Source organism: Saccharospirillum sp. ABV4_185 (assembly GCF_056159245.1).
The window spans coordinates 668,791-687,613 of sequence record NZ_JBSWUW010000001.1 but is presented as its reverse complement, the minus strand read 5'-3'; the positions used below and the strand labels follow the sequence as shown (position 1 = coordinate 687,613).

Annotated in this window: 13 protein-coding genes; 5 read left to right on the top strand and 8 right to left on the bottom strand. The window is 58.6% G+C overall.

What is annotated here, in order from left to right:
- Positions 1–86: 86 nt before the first annotated feature.
- Together recG and ACXAE6_RS02965 are read right to left on the bottom strand one after the other, a co-directional pair.
- Positions 87–2,156, bottom strand: coding sequence for an ATP-dependent DNA helicase RecG (gene recG, locus ACXAE6_RS02970; protein ID WP_475144287.1), 2,070 nt, complete (start codon positions 2,154–2,156; stop codon positions 87–89).
- Between the two features lie 19 nt (positions 2,157–2,175).
- Complete coding sequence (locus ACXAE6_RS02965) at positions 2,176–3,096, bottom strand: hydrogen peroxide-inducible genes activator (RefSeq protein WP_475144282.1); 921 nt, start codon at positions 3,094–3,096, stop codon at positions 2,176–2,178.
- Between the two features lie 146 nt (positions 3,097–3,242).
- Between ACXAE6_RS02965 and ACXAE6_RS02960 the strand changes: the two genes are divergently transcribed.
- Positions 3,243–4,052 (top strand): Rossmann-fold NAD(P)-binding domain-containing protein, encoded by an 810-nt coding sequence (locus tag ACXAE6_RS02960; protein WP_475144279.1) that lies wholly within the window; start codon positions 3,243–3,245, stop codon positions 4,050–4,052.
- Between the two features lie 70 nt (positions 4,053–4,122).
- Positions 4,123–4,770 carry a dienelactone hydrolase family protein gene (locus ACXAE6_RS02955; protein ID WP_475144274.1) on the top strand — a complete coding sequence of 216 codons (648 nt, stop codon included), beginning with the start codon at positions 4,123–4,125 and terminating at the stop codon, positions 4,768–4,770.
- Positions 4,771–4,788: 18 nt separating this feature from the next.
- Here the strand turns inward: ACXAE6_RS02955 and ACXAE6_RS02950 are convergent, their stop codons facing one another.
- From ACXAE6_RS02950 to ACXAE6_RS02940, 3 genes are read right to left on the bottom strand one after another with little or no spacing between them, the layout of a single operon-like run.
- Positions 4,789–6,591, bottom strand: coding sequence for a diguanylate cyclase (locus ACXAE6_RS02950; protein WP_475144271.1), 1,803 nt, complete (start codon positions 6,589–6,591; stop codon positions 4,789–4,791).
- 22 nt (positions 6,592–6,613) lie between these two features.
- Positions 6,614–7,978, bottom strand: a complete 1,365-nt coding sequence (gene ppnN / locus ACXAE6_RS02945; protein ID WP_475144268.1) for a nucleotide 5'-monophosphate nucleosidase PpnN — start codon at positions 7,976–7,978, stop codon at positions 6,614–6,616.
- Positions 7,979–8,033: 55 nt separating this feature from the next.
- The gene (locus tag ACXAE6_RS02940) at positions 8,034–8,990 is read right to left on the bottom strand and encodes a homoserine kinase (RefSeq protein WP_475144266.1); all 957 of its coding nucleotides are present in this window, start codon (positions 8,988–8,990) and stop codon (positions 8,034–8,036) included.
- Between the two features lie 148 nt (positions 8,991–9,138).
- On the opposite strand from ACXAE6_RS02940, the gene polA reads away from it, so the two are divergent.
- The gene (gene polA / locus ACXAE6_RS02935) at positions 9,139–11,949 is read left to right on the top strand and encodes a DNA polymerase I (RefSeq protein ID WP_475144263.1); all 2,811 of its coding nucleotides are present in this window, start codon (positions 9,139–9,141) and stop codon (positions 11,947–11,949) included.
- Between the two features lie 77 nt (positions 11,950–12,026).
- Complete coding sequence (locus ACXAE6_RS02930; protein ID WP_475144261.1) at positions 12,027–12,740, top strand: ZIP family metal transporter; 714 nt, start codon at positions 12,027–12,029, stop codon at positions 12,738–12,740.
- On the opposite strand, the gene ACXAE6_RS02925 is transcribed toward ACXAE6_RS02930, so the two are convergent.
- Complete coding sequence (locus ACXAE6_RS02925) at positions 12,737–13,384, bottom strand: LysE family translocator (RefSeq protein WP_475144258.1); 648 nt, start codon at positions 13,382–13,384, stop codon at positions 12,737–12,739. The two genes, ACXAE6_RS02930 and ACXAE6_RS02925, sit on opposite strands and share 4 nt — an antisense overlap.
- A gap of 85 nt (positions 13,385–13,469) precedes the next feature.
- On the opposite strand from ACXAE6_RS02925, the gene ACXAE6_RS02920 reads away from it, so the two are divergent.
- The gene (locus ACXAE6_RS02920) at positions 13,470–14,402 is read left to right on the top strand and encodes a LysR substrate-binding domain-containing protein (RefSeq protein WP_475144254.1); all 933 of its coding nucleotides are present in this window, start codon (positions 13,470–13,472) and stop codon (positions 14,400–14,402) included.
- Positions 14,403–14,409: 7 nt separating this feature from the next.
- Here the strand turns inward: ACXAE6_RS02920 and ACXAE6_RS02915 are convergent, their stop codons facing one another.
- Together ACXAE6_RS02915 and ACXAE6_RS02910 are read right to left on the bottom strand one after the other, a co-directional pair.
- Complete coding sequence (locus ACXAE6_RS02915) at positions 14,410–15,036, bottom strand: LysE family translocator (protein ID WP_475144250.1); 627 nt, start codon at positions 15,034–15,036, stop codon at positions 14,410–14,412.
- A gap of 165 nt (positions 15,037–15,201) precedes the next feature.
- The gene (locus ACXAE6_RS02910; RefSeq protein ID WP_475144247.1) at positions 15,202–18,819 is read right to left on the bottom strand and encodes a hydantoinase B/oxoprolinase family protein; all 3,618 of its coding nucleotides are present in this window, start codon (positions 18,817–18,819) and stop codon (positions 15,202–15,204) included.
- Between the last annotated feature and the right edge of the window lie 4 nt (positions 18,820–18,823).

Here is an 18,823-nt window from a genome sequence, read left to right as displayed (position 1 = left end):
AGCCCACAAACTATGGTAGCCGTTTGGTGGTTCCGCAACCTTGAAGCTGAGTAAAAAATGACGCGGCGCTGAAAAAGCCGATTTGGTCACACTTGGGCGTAGCGGTCGGCACCCCAGAGCCAGCGCTGCACCAAAGGTTCGACGTGGGATGGGTATTCTGCCGTCAAGCGTTTGGCAAGCTCAGGAATAACCTCGAGCCAATGGCGGTCGCGCTCCAGATCGGCGACGCGAAATTCCAGCGCGCCGGTCTGACGGGTGCCGAGCACCTCACCGGGGCCGCGCAGTTTAAGGTCTTCTTCGGCGATGCGGAAGCCGTCGCTGGTCGAACGCATCACTTCCAGGCGTTGCTGGCCTTGCGCCGACAGCGGCGAGCCGAACAATAGCAGGCAATGACTGTCGACGGTGCCGCGCCCCACCCGGCCGCGCAGCTGATGCAATTGCGCCAGGCCCAAACGCTCCGGGTTTTCGATGATCATCACCGAGGCATTGGGCACATCGACACCGACTTCGATCACTGTGGTGGCGACTAGAATATCCAGCTGCTGATCTTTAAACGCCTGCATGATGCGGTTCTTTTCCGCCGGCTTCATACGGCCATGCAAGAGGCCGACGCGCCGACTGGACAGAGCGCGTTGCAAGGCGTCGGCGGTGGCTTCGGCGGCTTCGGCCTGCAGCTCTTCCGACTCTTCAATCAGCGTACACACCCAGTACACCTGACGGCCGTCGCCACAGGCGGCATCGACGCGGCGTACCACCGCGTCGCGCCGTTCCTGGCTGATCACCGTGGTGGTGACCGGCGTGCGGCCCGGCGGCAGCTCGTCGATGATGGAGACGTCGAGGTCGGCGTAAGCGGTCATCGCCAGGGTCCGGGGAATGGGCGTGGCGGTCATGGTTAATTGATGCGGCAGACCGTGCACCGCTTTTTCTTTCAGCGCCAGCCGTTGATGCACGCCGAAGCGATGTTGCTCATCGATGATCACCAGTCCCAGCCGTTGATACTGCACCGCTTCCTGAAACAAGGCGTGAGTACCGACGGCCAGCTGCACCCGACCGCTGGCCAGATCATCGAGCACTTCGCCGCGCTGGCGTTTGCCCAATTTTCCGGTCAGCAAACCGCAGTTCAGACCCAGAGGCTCGAGCCAGCCACTCAGGGTGCGAAAGTGCTGTTCGGCGAGCAGTTCGGTGGGCGCCATCATGGCGACCTGATGGCCCGCTTCGATCGCCTGTAACGCCGCCAAAACCGCGACCAGCGTTTTGCCCGAACCGACATCGCCCTGCACCAGCCGCAGCATGGGTTTGTTGCTGGCCAGATCGGTTTGAATGTCGCCCAGTACGCGTTGTTGGGCTCCGGTCAAGGTGAACGGCAGTTGTTTCAGCAAGGCGCTGACCAGTTGCTGGCTGGGTGGCAGTGGCGTTGCGCCTTCGGCCTGAGTGCGCTGGCGCATCTGCATCAGGCTGAGGTGGTGCGCCAGCAGTTCCTCCAGCGCCAGGCGTTGTTGCGCCGGATGCTGGCCGGAGAGCAACGCTTCGGTATCGCTGTCGGCCTGGGGATGATGCAAGGTCAGCAAGGCTTCGGTGAGCGAGGGTAATTGCCAGTGACTCAGCCAGTCTGGCGGCAGCCATTCGGGCAGACCGCCCTGTTGTTTGAGCGCATCGATGGCCTGGTCGACCAGAGCGCGTAAGCGGTTTTGGTTGAGGCCATCGGTGCTGGGGTAGAGCGGCGTCAGGGCGTTATCGAGCGGTGGAAAATCGCCTTCATCGCGCACCTCGTATTCCGGGTGCATCATCTCCATGCCAGTGGAACCCTGGCGCACTTCGCCGTAACAGCGAATGCGAGTGCCGGCGCGTAAGCGGTTTTGCTGCGCTTTACTGAAGTGAAACAGCCGCAGGCTGAGCAGGCCAGTGCCATCCTGAATCCGACAGATCAGCGAGCGGCGCCGGCCAAACACCACCTGAGTGCCGCGCACCTCGCCTTCAATCACCACGGCCATGCCAAAACGCAGTCGACCAATGGGCGTGATGCGCGTGCGGTCCTGATATTTGTAGGGCAGATGAAACAGCAGATCGCCGACGCTGTTCAGCCCCAGGTTCTGGCATTTTTCCGCCAGTTTGGGGCCGATACCGCTGAGCTTTTCGAGAGGTTGGTCGAGCTGCATCGGGAGAACCTGGCCGCGCTCAGGCGGCGTCAGGTGTCTTACATTGACGGATGCAGGTTTCCAGCAGATCGATCGCCTTCGGCCGCGGGAAGCTGGCGCGCCAGGCCAAAGCGATGGTGCGTCGTGGTGCTTTGCCGGCGAAGGGCCGTACCGCAACCTGCTTGTCGTTGTACAAGGCTGAACCGGTGGCCGATTGCGGCAAAATGGTCAGTCCCAGATTGGACGCCACCATATGACGCAGCGTTTCCAGCGAGCTGCCATCGGCCATGGTGCGGACGTGGCCTTTGGGGTCGCGCGAGGCCGAGGCGATGTTCGGGCAGGCGGTGAAAATATTGTCGCGGAAGCAGTGGCCCTCGCCGAGCAGTAACAGCGGTTCGGTGATCAATCGCTCGGCAGGAATGGCTTTTTCTTTGGTCAGCGGATGATCGGCCGGCAGCAGCACTTCGAAGTCTTCATCGAACATCGGCTTGGTCAGCACATCCGGTTCTTTGAACGGCAGGGCGATGATGATGGCGTCGAGCAAACCATCGCGCAGCCGCTGCCGTAAGGTGCCGGTGAAGTTTTCTTCGATTTCCAGCGGCATATCCGGCGCCAACTGACGCAGTTGCGGGATAATATGCGGCAGCAGATAAGGACCGACGGTGTAGATAACGCCCAGTTTCAGCGGGCTGGACAGCTGGTTTTTGCCAGCGTGTGCCAGGTCTTCAATCTTGTGGCTTTCTTCGAGTACGCGCTGCGCCTGTTCGACGATGCGCTGGCCGATGGGCGTGACCTGAACGCCGCTCTTGCCGCGTTCAAAGATGGCGACGCCAAGTCGGTCTTCGAGCTTTTTGATGGCGACGCTCAAAGTCGGTTGGGCGACGAAGCAGCGCTCGGCCGCTTTGCCAAAATGCCGTTCCTGGGCCAGGGCAACGATGTAACGCAGTTCGGTCAATGTCATGGCAGGGTTGTCCGATGCGGGCCGGCCGAGGGTCGGCGGGTTTAGCGAAATTAGAATTGAATAGGCTTGAATGCCGTTTAAATAGCGCTCAGGCTATTAAGGCGTAAGCTATCGAAAAACGGTTTTTAATACAAGTGGATAATGATATGACAGCTGTTCATCTGTTGGCCGGTGTGGGCGATCTGAACCGCCGCGTCGCCCGACGTTTGCTCGAACGTAACCAGGGCGTCATCGGTCTGCGCCGACGCGTTGCAGAGCCGCAACTGGGCTTTGAACAACGTTCTGTCGATCTGGCGCAAAATGACTGGCCGGATGTCTCGGCCGCTACCGTCATCGTCGCGCTGTCGGCCGGTGAACGCACCCCGGCGGGATACCAACGTGCCTATGTCGAGCCGATCAAGCGCCTGGCGCAGAGTCTGGAAAGCTGGCAGCAACCGCCGCAGCGGGTTCTGGTGGTCAGCTCGAGCCGGGTGTATGGCGTCGATAATGGCGAGGTTCTGGATGAAAACAGCCCGCCGGATCCCTCGGATTGGGCCGGTGAAACCTTGCTGGAAATGGAACAACGGCTGGCCGACTTACCGGTGCCGACCATCGTTGCACGCCTCAGTGGCATCTATGGTCCGGGGCGCGATTGGTTACGACGCCAGGCGCGCCAGGCTGATAGCCAGCCACCGGCGCGCAATCACTGGACCAATCGCATTCATATCGAAGATGCCGCAGCGGCACTGGTGCATCTGGCCCTGGATGTTGAGCAGCCGCAAGACTGCTATCTGGTCAGCGATCGCCAGCCGACGCCGCTGTTCGAGGTGCTCAATTACCTGCGTGAATCGGAAGGCTTGCCGCCGCTAACCGAGGTGCCACCGGTCGGTGGTGGCAAACAATTGCGTCCGGACCGCCTGGTGGACAGCGGTTTTCACTGGCAATATCCGGACTATCGCGCCGGTGGCTATGCCTGAAGATGGCGTCGGAAGCTGTTTGCTATAGGGTGACCCTGGAACACCGAGTCAGCCGCAGGAGGCTTTTAACATGAGTTCACAACCGGATGGTTACACCGCCTTTAGCGCCTCGGGTGACGCGCCCGGCGTGTTGGTATTACACGCCTGGTGGGGCTTGAACGACGATGTCCGTAGCTACTGCAACGCCCTGGCGCAGGCCGGCTTTAGCGCCTTTGCGCCCGATCTGTATCAGGGGCAGGTGGTGACCAGTATCGAAGCGGCCGAGGCCACCAGTGATGCGCTGGACCATGCTCAGGCCAGCCAGACTCTGGTTACCGCTGTCGACTGGCTGGCCGAGCAGACCGGCGAGCAGCACAGCGGTGTCGCCGCTGTGGGTTTTTCGTTGGGGGCTTATCTGGCCTTGGGACTGTCGATCAACCATCCCGAGCGGCTGCATTCGGTGGTCAGTTATTACGCCGCCCGGCCGGACGATTACGGCTCGGCGCGGGCTCGATATCTGGCGCATATGGCGCAATCCGATCCCTTTGCCAGCGAGGCTGAAATCGATGCCTGGCAAGCCGCGTTGGCAGCTGCAGAGCGGCCTTTGCTGCTGCATCGTTATCCGCAAACCGGCCACTGGTTCGCCGAACCGTCGCGCCCGGAGGCCTATCAGCCAGCCGCAGCAGACTTGGCTTGGCAGCGTACTCTGGCGTTTTTGCGCAACCCACAACGGGACTGAAAATACCATCGCTGGGTGCTAGGCATCGCCGGCTTCCACCCGGTTACGACCGGCGTCTTTGGCGCGATACAGCGCTTGGTCGGCGCGCCGGAAAATCTGCGTTAATGACTGATCGGCCTGACCGCTGGCCCAACCGATGCTGAGCGTCAATTGCACCTGCGGCGCTTCTTCCAGGCATAACTGACTGACCGCTTCGCGCACCGCTTCGAGCATGGGCGGCAGTTGCTCGTCGTCGAGGCCGTAGCAAAGCAAAGCGAACTCTTCCCCGCCGAGCCTGGCAACCAGCCGTTGATCGTGATCCTTACTCAGCAACTGCGCTTCCAGACAGCGCGCCACTGCCTGCAAAAACAGATCACCGATCGGATGGCCGTGGGTGTCGTTGACCTGTTTAAAGTGATCCAGATCGAAAATAGCAGCATGCAATTGCGCCTGAGTCAGCCGTGCCAGGCGATGATGCAGTTCGCCGAAATCGTCCAGCTGGCGGCGATTGGGCAGGCCGGTCAGCGGGTCCGTCAAGGCCATCTGGCGCAGCCGGCGATTGCTCTCGGCCAGCTGCTGAGTGCGCTCTTCCACCTCCTGTGCCAGCCGATCCGCCTGGGCCGTTTTCAGCTCCAGCGATTCCTGCTCCAGGCGCTGGCGCCGCAGTATGGAATAGCGTAATTGAAAACCGAGCAGTACGAAGAAGCCCAGACAGGTCAGGCCCAGGCCAGCCAGACAGAGGGTGATCAGCGCGTCGGTATAGTCAATCCAATCGAGCCAGGCGAGCAACAGCAACAAGGCTGAGACCAGCATGGGCGACCAGATCAGCGCGAACAGCCGCGCCCGGCGTGAACCGCCACGCACTTCAAAGATCAGCATGGCGACAATCAGCGCCAGGATGACGAACAGCCAATAGATGGCGAACTGCATCAGCCAGGTGCGCTGGCCGATCAAGGCCAACACCAGGCCACCGGCCACTAACAACGCCAGCAAGCCTTTAATAACGCCCGACAAGCGTGGCCGATGATGGCGTCCGCTGAGCATGGTGGGCGCCATCCAGCCGAAACTGAGCGCCAGCAGGTAGGTCGTCACGGGTCCGGCAAAGCGATTAATGGCCATGGTGTTGGGCCACAGATACTGAAAGCCGTAACCAAACACCTGCAGGAAAAACAACATCGCCGCGATATTGAACAGGCCGAAGGCCAGATAAGCGGGCAGCCGGGTGGCGCCGTAGGTCACCAGACACAGGCTGGCCAGGACGATGACGGTGGCGAAAAACAAACCATTGCGAATGGTGCGTTTTTCCGCCCAGTGCAAATAGGCATCGGGGCGCCAGACCGAGACCGGCAAACGAATCTGCCGGCTTTCAATCCAACCGCTCAGGGTCTTGGTTTCGCCCGCCTGCAACAGGAGAGGAAACAAATAACTGGTGTGGGCGATGGGGCGGGAGTCAAAGGACTGGTGATCACCGGTGTGCCAGTGCTGGTTGCCACCGATATTCAAGCTGATGGTATCGAGCGTCGACTCATCGATATGCAGCCACAGCGTTGTGGCCTCACTGGTGGCGTTGTGCAACTGGGCGCGAAAGTGCAGGCGCACATCCTGGCCGGTAAAACGCGACGCTTCCAGGTCCTGGTGCGCCAGCCAGTCACCGGCCAGAGGCAGCTGACCCGGCGGCTGCACCGCGACCTCCAGATGACCGTCCAGCCATAACCGATCCTCGCCCTGCCACGACAGCGGCGGGGCGTGCTCGTGTGCCTCTGTCTGGTCGATTAACAGAACCAGACAGAGGGCAGCACCGTAGAGCAGGCGGTGGTTGGCAATACAATCAAGCGGTCGCACTGGGGTCACCAGAGTTGCGCTCTTAGCGACGCACCCGATAGCAGGGTACGTATTCGCTGCCCGGCAGTTTCATGCGTTGCTGGCGGACAAAGGCTTCGAGCAAATCATCCAAGGGTTCCAGAATGTCGGCATCGCCGTGCAAATCATAAGGGCCCTGTTCTTCAATCAGTCGAATGCCCTGTTCTTTGACGTTGCCAGCGACGATGCCACTGAAGGCCCGGCGCAAATTAGCGGCCAGCAGATGCACGGCTATGTCTTTGCGCAAATCCAGTTTGGCCATATTGGCGTGCGTCGGCTCGAACGGACGCTGATATTCCAGATCGATGTGCAGCTGCCAGTTGAAGTGATAGGCGTCAGTGTGGGAGCGTCGGAACGCCTGCACCTGGGCAATGCCTTGCGCCATTTCACGCGCTGCCTCAGATGGATCACCGATGATGATCTTGTAGCGCCGCTGAGCGGCATCGCCCAGGGTGCGGCCAATAAAGTCGTTAAGTTGCTGGAAATAAGGTTCCGCCGATTTTGGCCCGCTGAGCACCAGCGGAAACGGCAAGTCGGCGTTTTGCGGGTGCAGCAGAATACCGAGCAGATAGAGCAGTTCTTCGGCCGTGCCGGCGCCGCCGGGAAAGATCACGATGCCGTGACCGACGCGCACGAAGGCTTCCAGGCGTTTTTCGATGTCCGGCAGAATCACCAGTTCATTAACGATGGGATTGGGCGCTTCGGCGGCAATGATGCCCGGTTCGGTCAGGCCGAGATAACGGGCATGACGAATGCGCTGTTTGGCGTGGGCAATGGTGGCGCCTTTCATCGGGCCTTTCATCGCACCCGGTCCGCACCCGGTGCAGATGTCCATGCCGCGCAGCCCCAACTCGTGACCGACATCCTTGGTGTATTCGTATTCTTCATGGCCGATCGAGTGACCACCCCAGCACACCACCATGCGTGGCTCTTGCGCCGGCACCAGCACGCGGGCGTTGCGCAGCAGATGGAAGACGTAATCGGTGACGCCTTCGCCGCTGTCGTGATCGAGGCGTTTGCTTTCGATTTCACTCTGGGTGTAGACGATATCGCGCAGCGCCGAAAACAGCATTTCGCGGGTCGAGGCGATCATTTCGCCATCGACAAAAGCATCGGCCGGTGCGTTATTCAGGTTCAGGCGAATGCCTCTGTCCTGCTGCACGATCTCGATGGAAAAATCCGGGTAGGTTTCCAGAATGGTTTTGGCGTTATCGCTGTCTGAGCCGGTATTCAAAATGGCCAGCGCACAGCGACGGAACAATTCGTAGTGGCCGAATTCGACCGATTTAAGCTTGTGGACTTCACGTTGCGACAGCACTTCCAGGCTGCCTTTGGGAGTAACAGAGGCGTTTAGTGTGGCACGTTGCATTCAGTCTTCCTGTGAGCGTACTGCATGGATGGCGAAGGTTTGATCGCCCGGTCCTTTAGTTTAGCGCCTGCAGCAGCATCTCGCCGAATTTCGCGTTTTGTGCCAGCGCCTGGCGGGCGAGAATTTTCATGGCGTGCGGGTCTTTGATGGTGATCTGGCTGGGGTCGGCGTGCTCATCAAAGGCCAGCGCGCGACTCAGCCAGAAGCGAGTCGCGGCTTGCACCACCAAGCTGGGCAGGGCCGCTATTTCGTCGCGCTGCAGCGGTCGTTGCTGATGGTAAGCCTGCACAAAGGCGAGGCTTTGTTGCCAGTCCAACTGGCCATCGGCATCGAGGCACCAGTCGATCAGACAGACGGCGATGTCGAGCGCGTAATGATCGATACCGGCGAAATACCAATCGATAATGCCGGCCAGTTCATCGCCGTCGAACAGGGCGTTGTCGTGGAATAAATCGGCATGAATCACGCCACGTGGCAGATTGCGCGGCAGCTGATCAATAGTGCGCAAGGCGTCATTCAGCAGCGCCTGGTCGGTGCTGTCGAAGCCTGCCGCCAACTGGCTGGCCTGGTGATGAATCCAGTCAGCGTTGTGGCTGTGAATACGTTGACCACTGAATTTAGCCGTGCTGACGTGAATATTGGCCAGAGCGCGCGCCAGTGTTTGAGCGTGCTTCGGGCTGGCGCGATGATGCTCGCCAATGACGCGTTCGAACATCACCGCCGGCTTGCCTTTCAACAGCGTCAGCAACTCGCCTTCGGCGGTGCGAAAAGGTTGCGGCACGGCGCAGTTATCGTCGTGCAGGTGTTCACCGAGCGACAGAAAAAACGGCAGTTCATCGGCCTGCAGCGTCTCGAAAATGGTCAGCACGAAGCGCGACAGGTTGGTATCGATAAAGTAATTGGTGTTTTCCGTGCCCGCCGAAATGCCCTGATGATCGCTGTAGCGACCCAGAGTGTATTGGTCGAGCAGGGTTTCAACATCGGAGCGTGTCAGCTCGGTAAAAACGGACATACCGTACCGTCGGCTGGAATGGGACCGCGAGTATAAACGGCCGGGCGCGTGCGGCCCAGACTTGAAAGCGTCATCTGCTTTATCGAGGGCGTCAGGTCCGGCCGTGCGTGTTAACATGCCCGCCGGTCTCATCAAGGAATTTGCTGCTATGGCTGACAACAAAACCGGGCCCGTGGTGCTGGTGGATGGCTCTTCTTATTTGTTCCGCGCCTTCCATGCGCTGCCACCGTTGACCAACTCTGAAGGTCGCCAGACTGGCGCCATCAAAGGCGTGATCTCTATGTTGCGGCGCCTGGTCGATCAATATCCGGACAGCTGTATCGCCGTCGTTTTCGACGCCAAAGGCCCCACCTTCCGCAACGAGATGTACGAGCAGTACAAGGCCAACCGGCCGCCGATGCCGGAAGAGCTGAGGGAGCAGATTGAACCCATTCATACCCTGGTGCGGGCGCTGGGTTTGCCGCTGTTGTCGATCAGCGGTGTGGAGGCCGACGATGTCATCGGCACCTTAGCGCGCGAAGCCACCGAAAAACGCCTGGAGTGCATTGTCAGCACCGGTGATAAAGACATGGCGCAGTTGGTCAGCGAGCACGTCACCCTGATCGACACCATGAAAAACGAAACGCTGGACATTCCCGGCGTGGAAAACAAATACGGCTTCCCGCCTGATTTGATGATCGATTATCTGGCGCTGATGGGCGACAAGGTCGACAACATTCCCGGCGTGCCCGGCGTCGGTCAGAAAACGGCCTTGGCGTTGATTCAAGGCCTGGGTGGCCTGGACGATATTTACGCCAATCTCGACAAAATCGCTGAGCTTGATTTTCGCGGTGCCAAAACGATGGCGAAAAAGCTCGAAGAACACCGCGAGATGGCGTACCTCAGCTACGATCTGGCGACCATCAAACTGGACGTTGAGCTCGATATCACGCTCGATGCACTGGCGCCGGCCGACCCGGATAACGAAGCGCTGCTGGCGCTCTATCGTCAGTTCGAATTCAAAACCTGGATTCGCGAGCTGACCGGCGAAAGCGAGGACCCGGCGGCCGCCAAAGCCGCGCAACAATCGTCATCGGGCAATAGCACGAAAAAAACCGATACCCGGCCCAGTCTGGAAGCGCCCAAAGAGACCAACTACAGCGTACTGAGCAACGCTGACGATTTGGAAAAATTCCTCAAACTGGCCGATGACAGCGGTCATTTATCGGTACTGGCGGTGCGTGAAATTGGCCACTATCACCAGTCCGATCTGGTCGGCCTGGCGCTGGCCGTTAAAGCCGGTGTCGGTGCTTATGTGCCGTTAAAAGCCGAGCAGGGCGAGACCCTCAGTGAAAGCGATCTGTGGGATAAACTGGCGCCGCGCCTGGGCAGTTTTTCGGTGCGCAAAACCGGCTACGATTTTAAATCCTTCTGGCATGTGCTGACGCCGCGCAAACTGAAGGCCAGCAATCTGGGTCGCGATACGTTATTGATGGCTTTTGTTTACGACAGCACGGTGCGTCGCGACAACCGCTTAAGCAATCATTTCAGCCCGCTCAGTCTGGATAATTTGTTTCTGCAATATCTGGCCGAAGAACCAAAAACCATCGAAGATTTTCTCGGCAAATTCGGCAAGCGCCAGCTGCCGATCGCCAGTGCCGACCCGGCGGAAATCGGTCCCTGGTTTGCCGAACGCGCTGACCTGACGTTGCGTTTGGGCGAATGGCTCGATCAGGGTTTGAACAGCCGTGATTTGACCGGCGTTTATGAACACATCGAGCGGCCGTTGTCGAAAGTGCTGGCCGAAGTCGAAGACAACGGCACCCTGCTCGACACCAGCTATATCCGCAAACTCAGTCACGATTTTAAAGAGCGTCTGGCCGAGTTGGAAAAGCAGTGTCATGAACTGGCGGGCACTGAATTTAATCTGGGTTCGCCGAAACAGTTGGGCGAGGTGTTGTTCCAGAAAATGGAACTGCCGGTGGTCTCAAAAACCGCCAGCGGCGCGCCCTCGACCAACGAAGAAGTGCTGACCGAACTGTCGCAGCAGGGTTATGAATTACCGACGCTGATTTTGCAGTATCGGCATCTGTCGAAACTGGTTGGTACCTACACCGATCCGCTGCCGGAATCGGTCGAAGATGGCACCGGTCGTTTGCATACTTCTTATAACCAGACCGGCGCGCAAACCGGCCGTTTGTCATCGACCGATCCAAACCTGCAAAACATCCCGGTGCGCACCGAGGAAGGCCGTTCGATTCGTCGTGGTTTTGTTGCGCCCAAAGGCTGCAAAGTGGTGGCCGCCGACTACTCGCAAATTGAACTGCGCATCATGACGCACCTGTCGCAGGACGAGGCTTTAATCAACGCCTTCCGCGAAGGTCGCGATATTCACCGCGCCACTGCCGCCGAAGTAATGGGTCTCGCCGAAGACGAGGTCAGCAACGAACAGCGCCGCTCGGCGAAAGCGATTAACTTCGGTTTGATTTACGGCATGTCGGCCTTTGGTCTGGCCAAGCAATTAAACATCAGCCGCACCGATGCCCAGACCTATGTGAATACCTACTTCGAACGTTACCCGGGCGTGCGTCGCTATATGGATGAAACCCGTGCCGAGGCCGCCGAAACTGGCTATGTGGAAACGCTTTACGGTCGTCGTCTGTATCTGCCCGACATCAACGCCGGCAAACAAATGCTGCGTCGCGCCGCCGAACGCACCGCCATCAACGCGCCGATGCAGGGTACCGCTGCCGACATCATTAAATTGGCCATGGTCGATGTCGCCAACTGGCTGCACTCGGGAAAATACAAAGCGAAAATGGTGATGCAGGTGCACGATGAACTGGTGTTTGAAGTGCCCGAAGATGAACTCGATGAAGTGTGCGCAGGCATTCGCTTCCGCATGCAGCATTGTGCCCATCTGGATGTGCCCTTGATCGTTGATGTGGGCATCGGCGATTCCTGGGAAGCGGCGCACTGATCCAACGCAAGATGTTGATGAGTGATATGGCGTATGTTGAGCGGGTCGATGATTCAGAGGTTCGCTAGAAAATCGTTATGAACGCTACGCTGTTCAATATTTTGCTGGTCGCCTGGTTGTCGGGCCTGGGCGCCTTTGTAGGCGCTATGATCGCCGGTCTGGAGCGTTTTCGCGAAACCCCGATTAAGCGTGAAGTCATCCACGGCATCATTGCTTTTGGTGGTGGTATCTTGCTCGCCTCGGTGGCCTTTGCGCTAACGCCCGAGGGCATCAAAGAGCTGAGCCCCTTACACCTGGCGTTGGTGTTTATCGCCGGTGGCTGTGTGTTCTGTGGCATGGACATCTGGCTGTCGAAACGGCGTGGTTCGATGGCGCAATTAATGGCCATGTTGATGGACTATATTCCCGAGGCCATCAGTCTGGGTGCTGTCTTCGGTTACAACCCGCATTTGGGTTGGTTGTTGGCCTTGATGATCGGTATTCAAAACCTGCCGGAAGGCTTTAATGCCTATCGCGAATTACGCCATAACCGACTGCGCGCCCGGCCGGTTTTGATCATCTTTTTTGGCTTCAGTTTTCTCGGTCCGATAGCCGCCAGTCTGGGTTATTTTCTGCTGCAGGAACGTTCCGTTATCACCGCCAGCATTATGATGTTTGCCGCCGGTGGCATTCTCTATCTGGTGTTTCAGGACATCGCTCCACAAGCCCGGGTACGCCGCCATTGGACACCGCCTTTAGGCGCAGTGTTGGGGTTTGTATTGGGGATGTTGTGTCATCAGGTGTTGCTCTAACCGGCCAGCAATTTAATACCAAAAGCGGTTAAGCACAGACCAACGCCCTTTTCGATCTGCGCTTTGATCCTGGTCATTTTGTGACGCAGCGGTGCCCAGCTTAGTACTGTGGCGACCAGGGCAAACCAGAGCAGGTGGCAAATGGCGATATAGAGACCGTAAGCCAGCTCGATGGAGAGCGGCGTCTGCGGCGAAGTCACTTGGCTGAAGATGGCGACAATAAACAGCATGGTTTTCGGGTTCAGCGCATTGGTGCCGAATCCCAGCCAGAATGCTTTTACCGGTCGCATAGTCAGGCTGCCAGCGTCGATGTTCTGTTCCGCTGCTCTGGGCTGCCCTCGCACCCAGGCGCGAATGTCCGGCCAAAACGCGGCCAATCCCAGCCAGATCAGATAGCTCGCGCCCAGATAGCGCAAGGTTGTCAGCAGCCACTGCTGTTCTGCCAGCAAGACGCCCAGCCCAATAAGGGTGTAACTCAGATGAACGGAGATGCCGCAAGCGATGCCCAGCGCGCCGAACAGTCCTGCCCGGCGGCCGCCGCCAAGCGTCAACCGGGTGATCATGGCGAAGTCGGGACCGGGGCTGATAACGGCCAATAAGGTGATGACGCCGACGGCAGTGATTTCCCAGAAACTGATGTCCATAACGTTTAATTAACCTTGCTTATTGGTGAGTAAATCGATATTAAAATTCCCATTAACGCGATTAAAACGAAAAATAATGGGATAAATGGTGAGCAACACTCACAATAAGCGACGGCTTCCTCCGCTGTCGGCCTTGCCGGCTTTTGAAGCTGCGGCCCGTCACCAAAGCTTTAGTCGAGCGGCTGAAGAGCTGCACCTGACACACGGTGCGATCAGCCGGGCCGTGGCGCAGATAGAAGACCGGCTTGGCGTGACGCTGTTTCAACGCCGCAATCGTCGCGTCTGGCTGACACCGGCCGGTGAGCGACTGTTGCGAGCCACGTCTACCGCGCTGGATCAGTTAGGCGAGGCGGTCGAGGGTTTGCATCTGCACGACAGCGCTTCGCCGCTGTTAACCATCTCCTGCGAGCCCAGCCTGGCGATGCGTTGGCTGATGCCACGACTGGGTCGGTTCCGAGACACTCATCCCGAGTTGAACATTGATTTACGCATGGCCGGAGGGCCGATCGACTTACTGGCGGAAGGCTGTGATCTGGCCATTCGACGTACCGACTTTGGTTTGCCGGATGACGCTGTGCTAACGCCGCTGTGGTCGGAAGTCGCGGGTCCTGTTTGTGATCCGAATTGCTGGGAAAATCTATTACAGCGCAATCTGAGCAATGCCCGGCTGTTGCACAGCCGCACTCGACCGGACGCCTGGGATAGCTGGCAGCGCGCCAGCGGCCATTCATTTACAGCAGCCAGCGAGCAATATTACGATCATTTTTTCTTTGCGCTGCAGGCGGCGGTGAATCGTCTGGGCACAGCGATCGGACCTTTACCCCTGGTGTACGATGACCTGATGGCCGGTCGGCTGATTGCACCTTTCGGTATGGTGCCGACTGGATACGACTATGTACTGATCAGTCTGGAGCGCCCTGAACAAGACAGTCGGGTTGAGGCTTTCCACCGGTGGTTGATGGCGGAAATTCACGCCATGGAATCCGCTGGGTGGAATCAAAGTGGCCAGCGCCTTTGATGTTGCGCTAGGCCGACTTCCAAATCAGCGCACCGCCGAAGCCGATAAAGGCCGCGCCAGTTGCGCCATTGGCGGCTGCTTTGTAGCCTGCGTTGCTGAATTTTGAAGTTAGCGTCCGCGCGCTCCAGGCGTAAAAACTGAGCGCCGTAAAAGAGCAGGCTGCAAAGGTAAATGCCAGCAGCATCGACTGGCCGACGACATTGCCATCGCGCGCAATAAACTGCGGAAACAGCGCTGAATAAAACAGGATGGCTTTGGGATTGGATAGCCCGACCAACAGTGCTTCCAAATAGAGTTTGAGTCGGCTTTTGGGTGCTTGTACCGAGGACGCTTTTTGGTGCACGCGCTGCCAACTGGCACGAATGAGTTTTATGCCGATCCACACCAGATAAAGCCCGCCAAATATCTGCACCCAGTGCACGACGGTTGGAAAGACTTCAAATAAAACCACCACGCCGACGCTGGCAATTAACGCATAAAACAGCATAGCGCTGAGGTTGCCGGTGATGGCGATCAGCGCTGAACCGAAAGAATGCTGAGCGCCGTTTCTTAGCGCCAATACAACCGCTGGGCCGGGTGAAAATGTCACCATCAAAGCGACGCTTAAGAAGGCGAACCAGGTGTGAAGTGACATTGGTTGGTTTCCTTGTTGTGAGGTTGTTGGGCCGCGCCGAGCTCGGGCAGCTCTGCCGGTGGGACGCCGCAAGTACATCCCTGTAAGCTCGGTTGTCGCCATCCATGGCGACAAACGCCCACCGACAGAGCTGCCCAACCCCGTCGCTCCAGCAGCGATTTCGATTCAAATTTTCCCGAAGCCACCACCCCCAGGCGTTTCCACCTGCAACTGATCACCCGCATCCAAAACCGTACTGGCTTTTCCGGCCAGGGTTTCTTCGCTGCCATCGGCGCGAATCACGGTATTGTGACCCTGCTGTCCCGGCTCGCCGCCGTCCATGCCGTAAGGCGGAACTTCACGACGGTTCGAGAGAATACTGACATCCATTTTTTCCAGGAAGCGGATGCGTCGGGTCACGCCGTTGCCGCCGCTGTGTTGACCTTTACCGCCGGAGTCTGCGCGAATGCGGAATTCTTCCAGTCGTACCGGGAAACGCCACTCCAGAATTTCCGGGTCGGTTAAGCGCGAGTTGGTCATATGAGTGTGCACCGCGCTGACCCCATCGGCCTTGGCTGTGGCGCCGCTGCCGCCGCACAGGGTTTCGTAGTACTGGAACTGGTCGTTGCCCCAGGTCAGGTTGTTCATTGTGCCTTGCGACGCGGCCGCGACACCGAGCGCGCCGAACAAAGCATCGACCGCGACTTGTGAGACTTCCACATTGCCCGCCACCACGGCCGCCGGGTAAACCGGGTTCAACATACAGCCTTCCGGCACGACGATGTTCAGCGGCCGCAAACAACCGCCGTTAAGCGGAATCTGGTCGTTGACCAGGCAGCGGAACACGTACAAAACCGCCGCGTGTGTCACCGCCAAAGGCGCGTTGAAGTTGTGCGGATGCTGGCCGCTGGTGCCGGTGAAATCGATGGTCGCTTCGCGCTTGGTTTTGTCGACCGAGATCGATACGGCGATGGCGGAACCATCGTCCAGTGGATACTCGAATGAGCCGTCGCTGAGCACGTCGATGACCCGGCGCACGCTTTCTTCGGCGTTGAACTGAACGTGGCGCATGTAAGCGCTCACCACCTCCAGGCCATAGTGTTTCACCACAGAATGCAGCGCTTGCATGCCGGCTTCGCAGGCCGCTAATTGGGCGCGCAGATCGGCGATATTGACGTCGATGTTGCGCGCCGGATAACGCGCGCCGCTGAACAGCTCGCGCACCAGGGCTTCCTGGAAGGTGCCGCTGTCGACCACCTTGACGTTATCGAGCAGCACACCTTCCTGGTCGATGTGGCTGGAGTCAGACGGCATCGAGCCGGGGCTGGTGCCACCCACATCGGCGTGGTGACCGCGCGAGGCGACATAAAACGCCACTTCGCCCTCCATAAACACCGGCTTGATGACGGTGATGTCGGGCAGGTGGGTGCCGCCGTTGTAAGGGTCGTTGAGCATGTAGGCATCGCCCTCACGCATCTTGCCGGAGTTCTTGGCGATAACGGTTTTGATCGAATGACTCATCGACCCTAAATGCACCGGCATATGCGGCGCGTTGGCGACCAGTTCGCCCTCGGCATCGAAGATGGCGCAACTGAAATCCAGTCGCTCTTTGATGTTCACCGAGGTGGCGGTGTTTTGCAGTACCAAGCCCATCTGTTCGGCGATGTGCATATAGAGATTGTTGAAAATTTCCAGCGTGATCGGGTCGGCTTCAGTGGTGTCGGGCGTGGTGCTGCGGGTGACGGCAACCTGCTCGAGCAGGATGTCGTTGTTCGCGGTCAGCACCGCCTGCCAACCGGGTTCAATCACCAGGGTCGCAGTCTTTTCGATGATCACCGCCGGCCCGTTAATAGCAGCGCCAACCTTTAACTGATCGCGTTGATAGAACGGCGCCTGGTACTGCTCGCCACCGGTGGTCAGGTTGTGGCAGACCGGTTCCGAGGCGTCGGCCTGATTTGGCGATGCGCTGGCACCCAGTTCGGTGCCACCGCCGAGCGCTTCCACTTGCAGCGCTTCGATAATCAGCGGCGTTTGTTCGGAGATAAAACCAAAACGCTGCCGATGTTCGGCTTCGAAGGCGGCCTGAATATCGGCGCGGCTGCCGAAGGGCACCAGCAAGGTGGTGTCCGAACCCTGGTATTTCACGTGCACCCGGCTGATGGTTGCGATGGCATCAGGCGCAACGCGTTGATCGACCAGCTTGGCGATGCCGTTATCGGCCAGTTCAATTTGCTGCCTATCCAGCTTGGCAACGCTGTCGTCATCGAGCGGCAATTCGACGCTGACTTCACTGAGATCACGCACATCGGCGAGCCCCATACCGTAGGCAGAAAGCACGCCGGAATAGGGGTGCAAAAACACCTTCTTCATGCCCAGCGCTTCGGCCACCAGGCAGGCATGTTGACCACCGGCGCCACCGAAGCAGCACAGCACATAATCCTGAATGTCGTAACCGCGCTGGGTGGAAATGTGTTTGATGGCGTTGGCCATATTGTCGACGGCGATGGTCAGAAAACCTTCGGCGACTTGTTCGGGTGTGTAGCTCTGGCCGGTCTGCTGTTCGATGCTCGCGGCCATCTCGGTGAAGCCACGGCGTACAGCGTCGACATCCAATGGCTGGTCGGCATTGGGGCCGAATACCTTGGGAAAATAATCGGGCTGTAATTTGCCGAGCATAACGTTGCAGTCGGTGACGGTGAGCGGGCCGCCATTGCGATAACAGGCCGGGCCGGGAAAGGCGCCGGCGGAATCCGGGCCGACGCGGAAGCGGCTGCCGTCGAAATTGAGAATGGAACCACCACCGGCGGCGACGGTGTGAATCGACATCATCGGTGTCTGCAAACGGAAGCCGGCGACCTTGGTTTCAAAGGCGCGTTCGTATTCACCCTGATAGTGGCAAACGTCGGTCGAGGTGCCGCCCATATCGAAACCGATCAGCTTATCGAAACCGGCCTGGTCAGCGGTTTTTACCATCCCGACTACGCCACCAGCCGGGCCACTTAAAATAGCGTCTTTGCCGTTGAACAACTGCGCATCGGTGAGGCCACCGTTGGATTGCATAAACATCAGGCGGCCGGGTTCGTCGACGAAATCGTCGAGTTCGCTGGCCACCTGATTAACGTAGCTTTTTAGAATGGGCGATAAATAAGCATCGACCACAGCGGTATCGCCACGGCTGACAATTTTCATCAGCGGGCTGGCTTCGCTGGAAGCCGTCACCTGCGTAAAACCGATCTCTCTTGCCAGCGCCGCAACCTGCTGTTCGTGGCTGCCGTTGCGATAGGAATGCATCAGCACAATGGCGCAGGCGCGCAGGCCGTCGTCGAATGCGGCTTGCAGCACGCGGCGCGCCTGTTCCAGATCGAGCGTTTCCAGCACCTGACCTTGCGCATCGAGGCGTTCGTTGAGCTCTTCGACCCGGGCATAAATCATCTGCGGCAGTTCGATATTAATGGCGAACAAATCCGGCCGCGATTGATAACCGATGCGCAAAACGTCAGCAAAACCGCGCGTGGTTAACAGCAAGGTTGGCTCGCCTTTATGCTCGAGTAACGCATTGGTGGCGACGGTGGTGCCCATCTTGATGGCATCGATCTGTTCGACCGGAATGCGCGCGCCTTTTGCCAATCCCATCAGGTCGCGAATGCCTTGGATGACCGCATCGCGATACTGCGCCGGGTTGTCGGACAAAAGTTTATGACTGATTAATTCACCGTCGGGTTTGCGCGCCACTATGTCGGTGAAGGTGCCGCCACGGTCCACCCAAAAAGACCAGGGTGTTGTTGCAGGGCTTGGCGTACTCATAGCG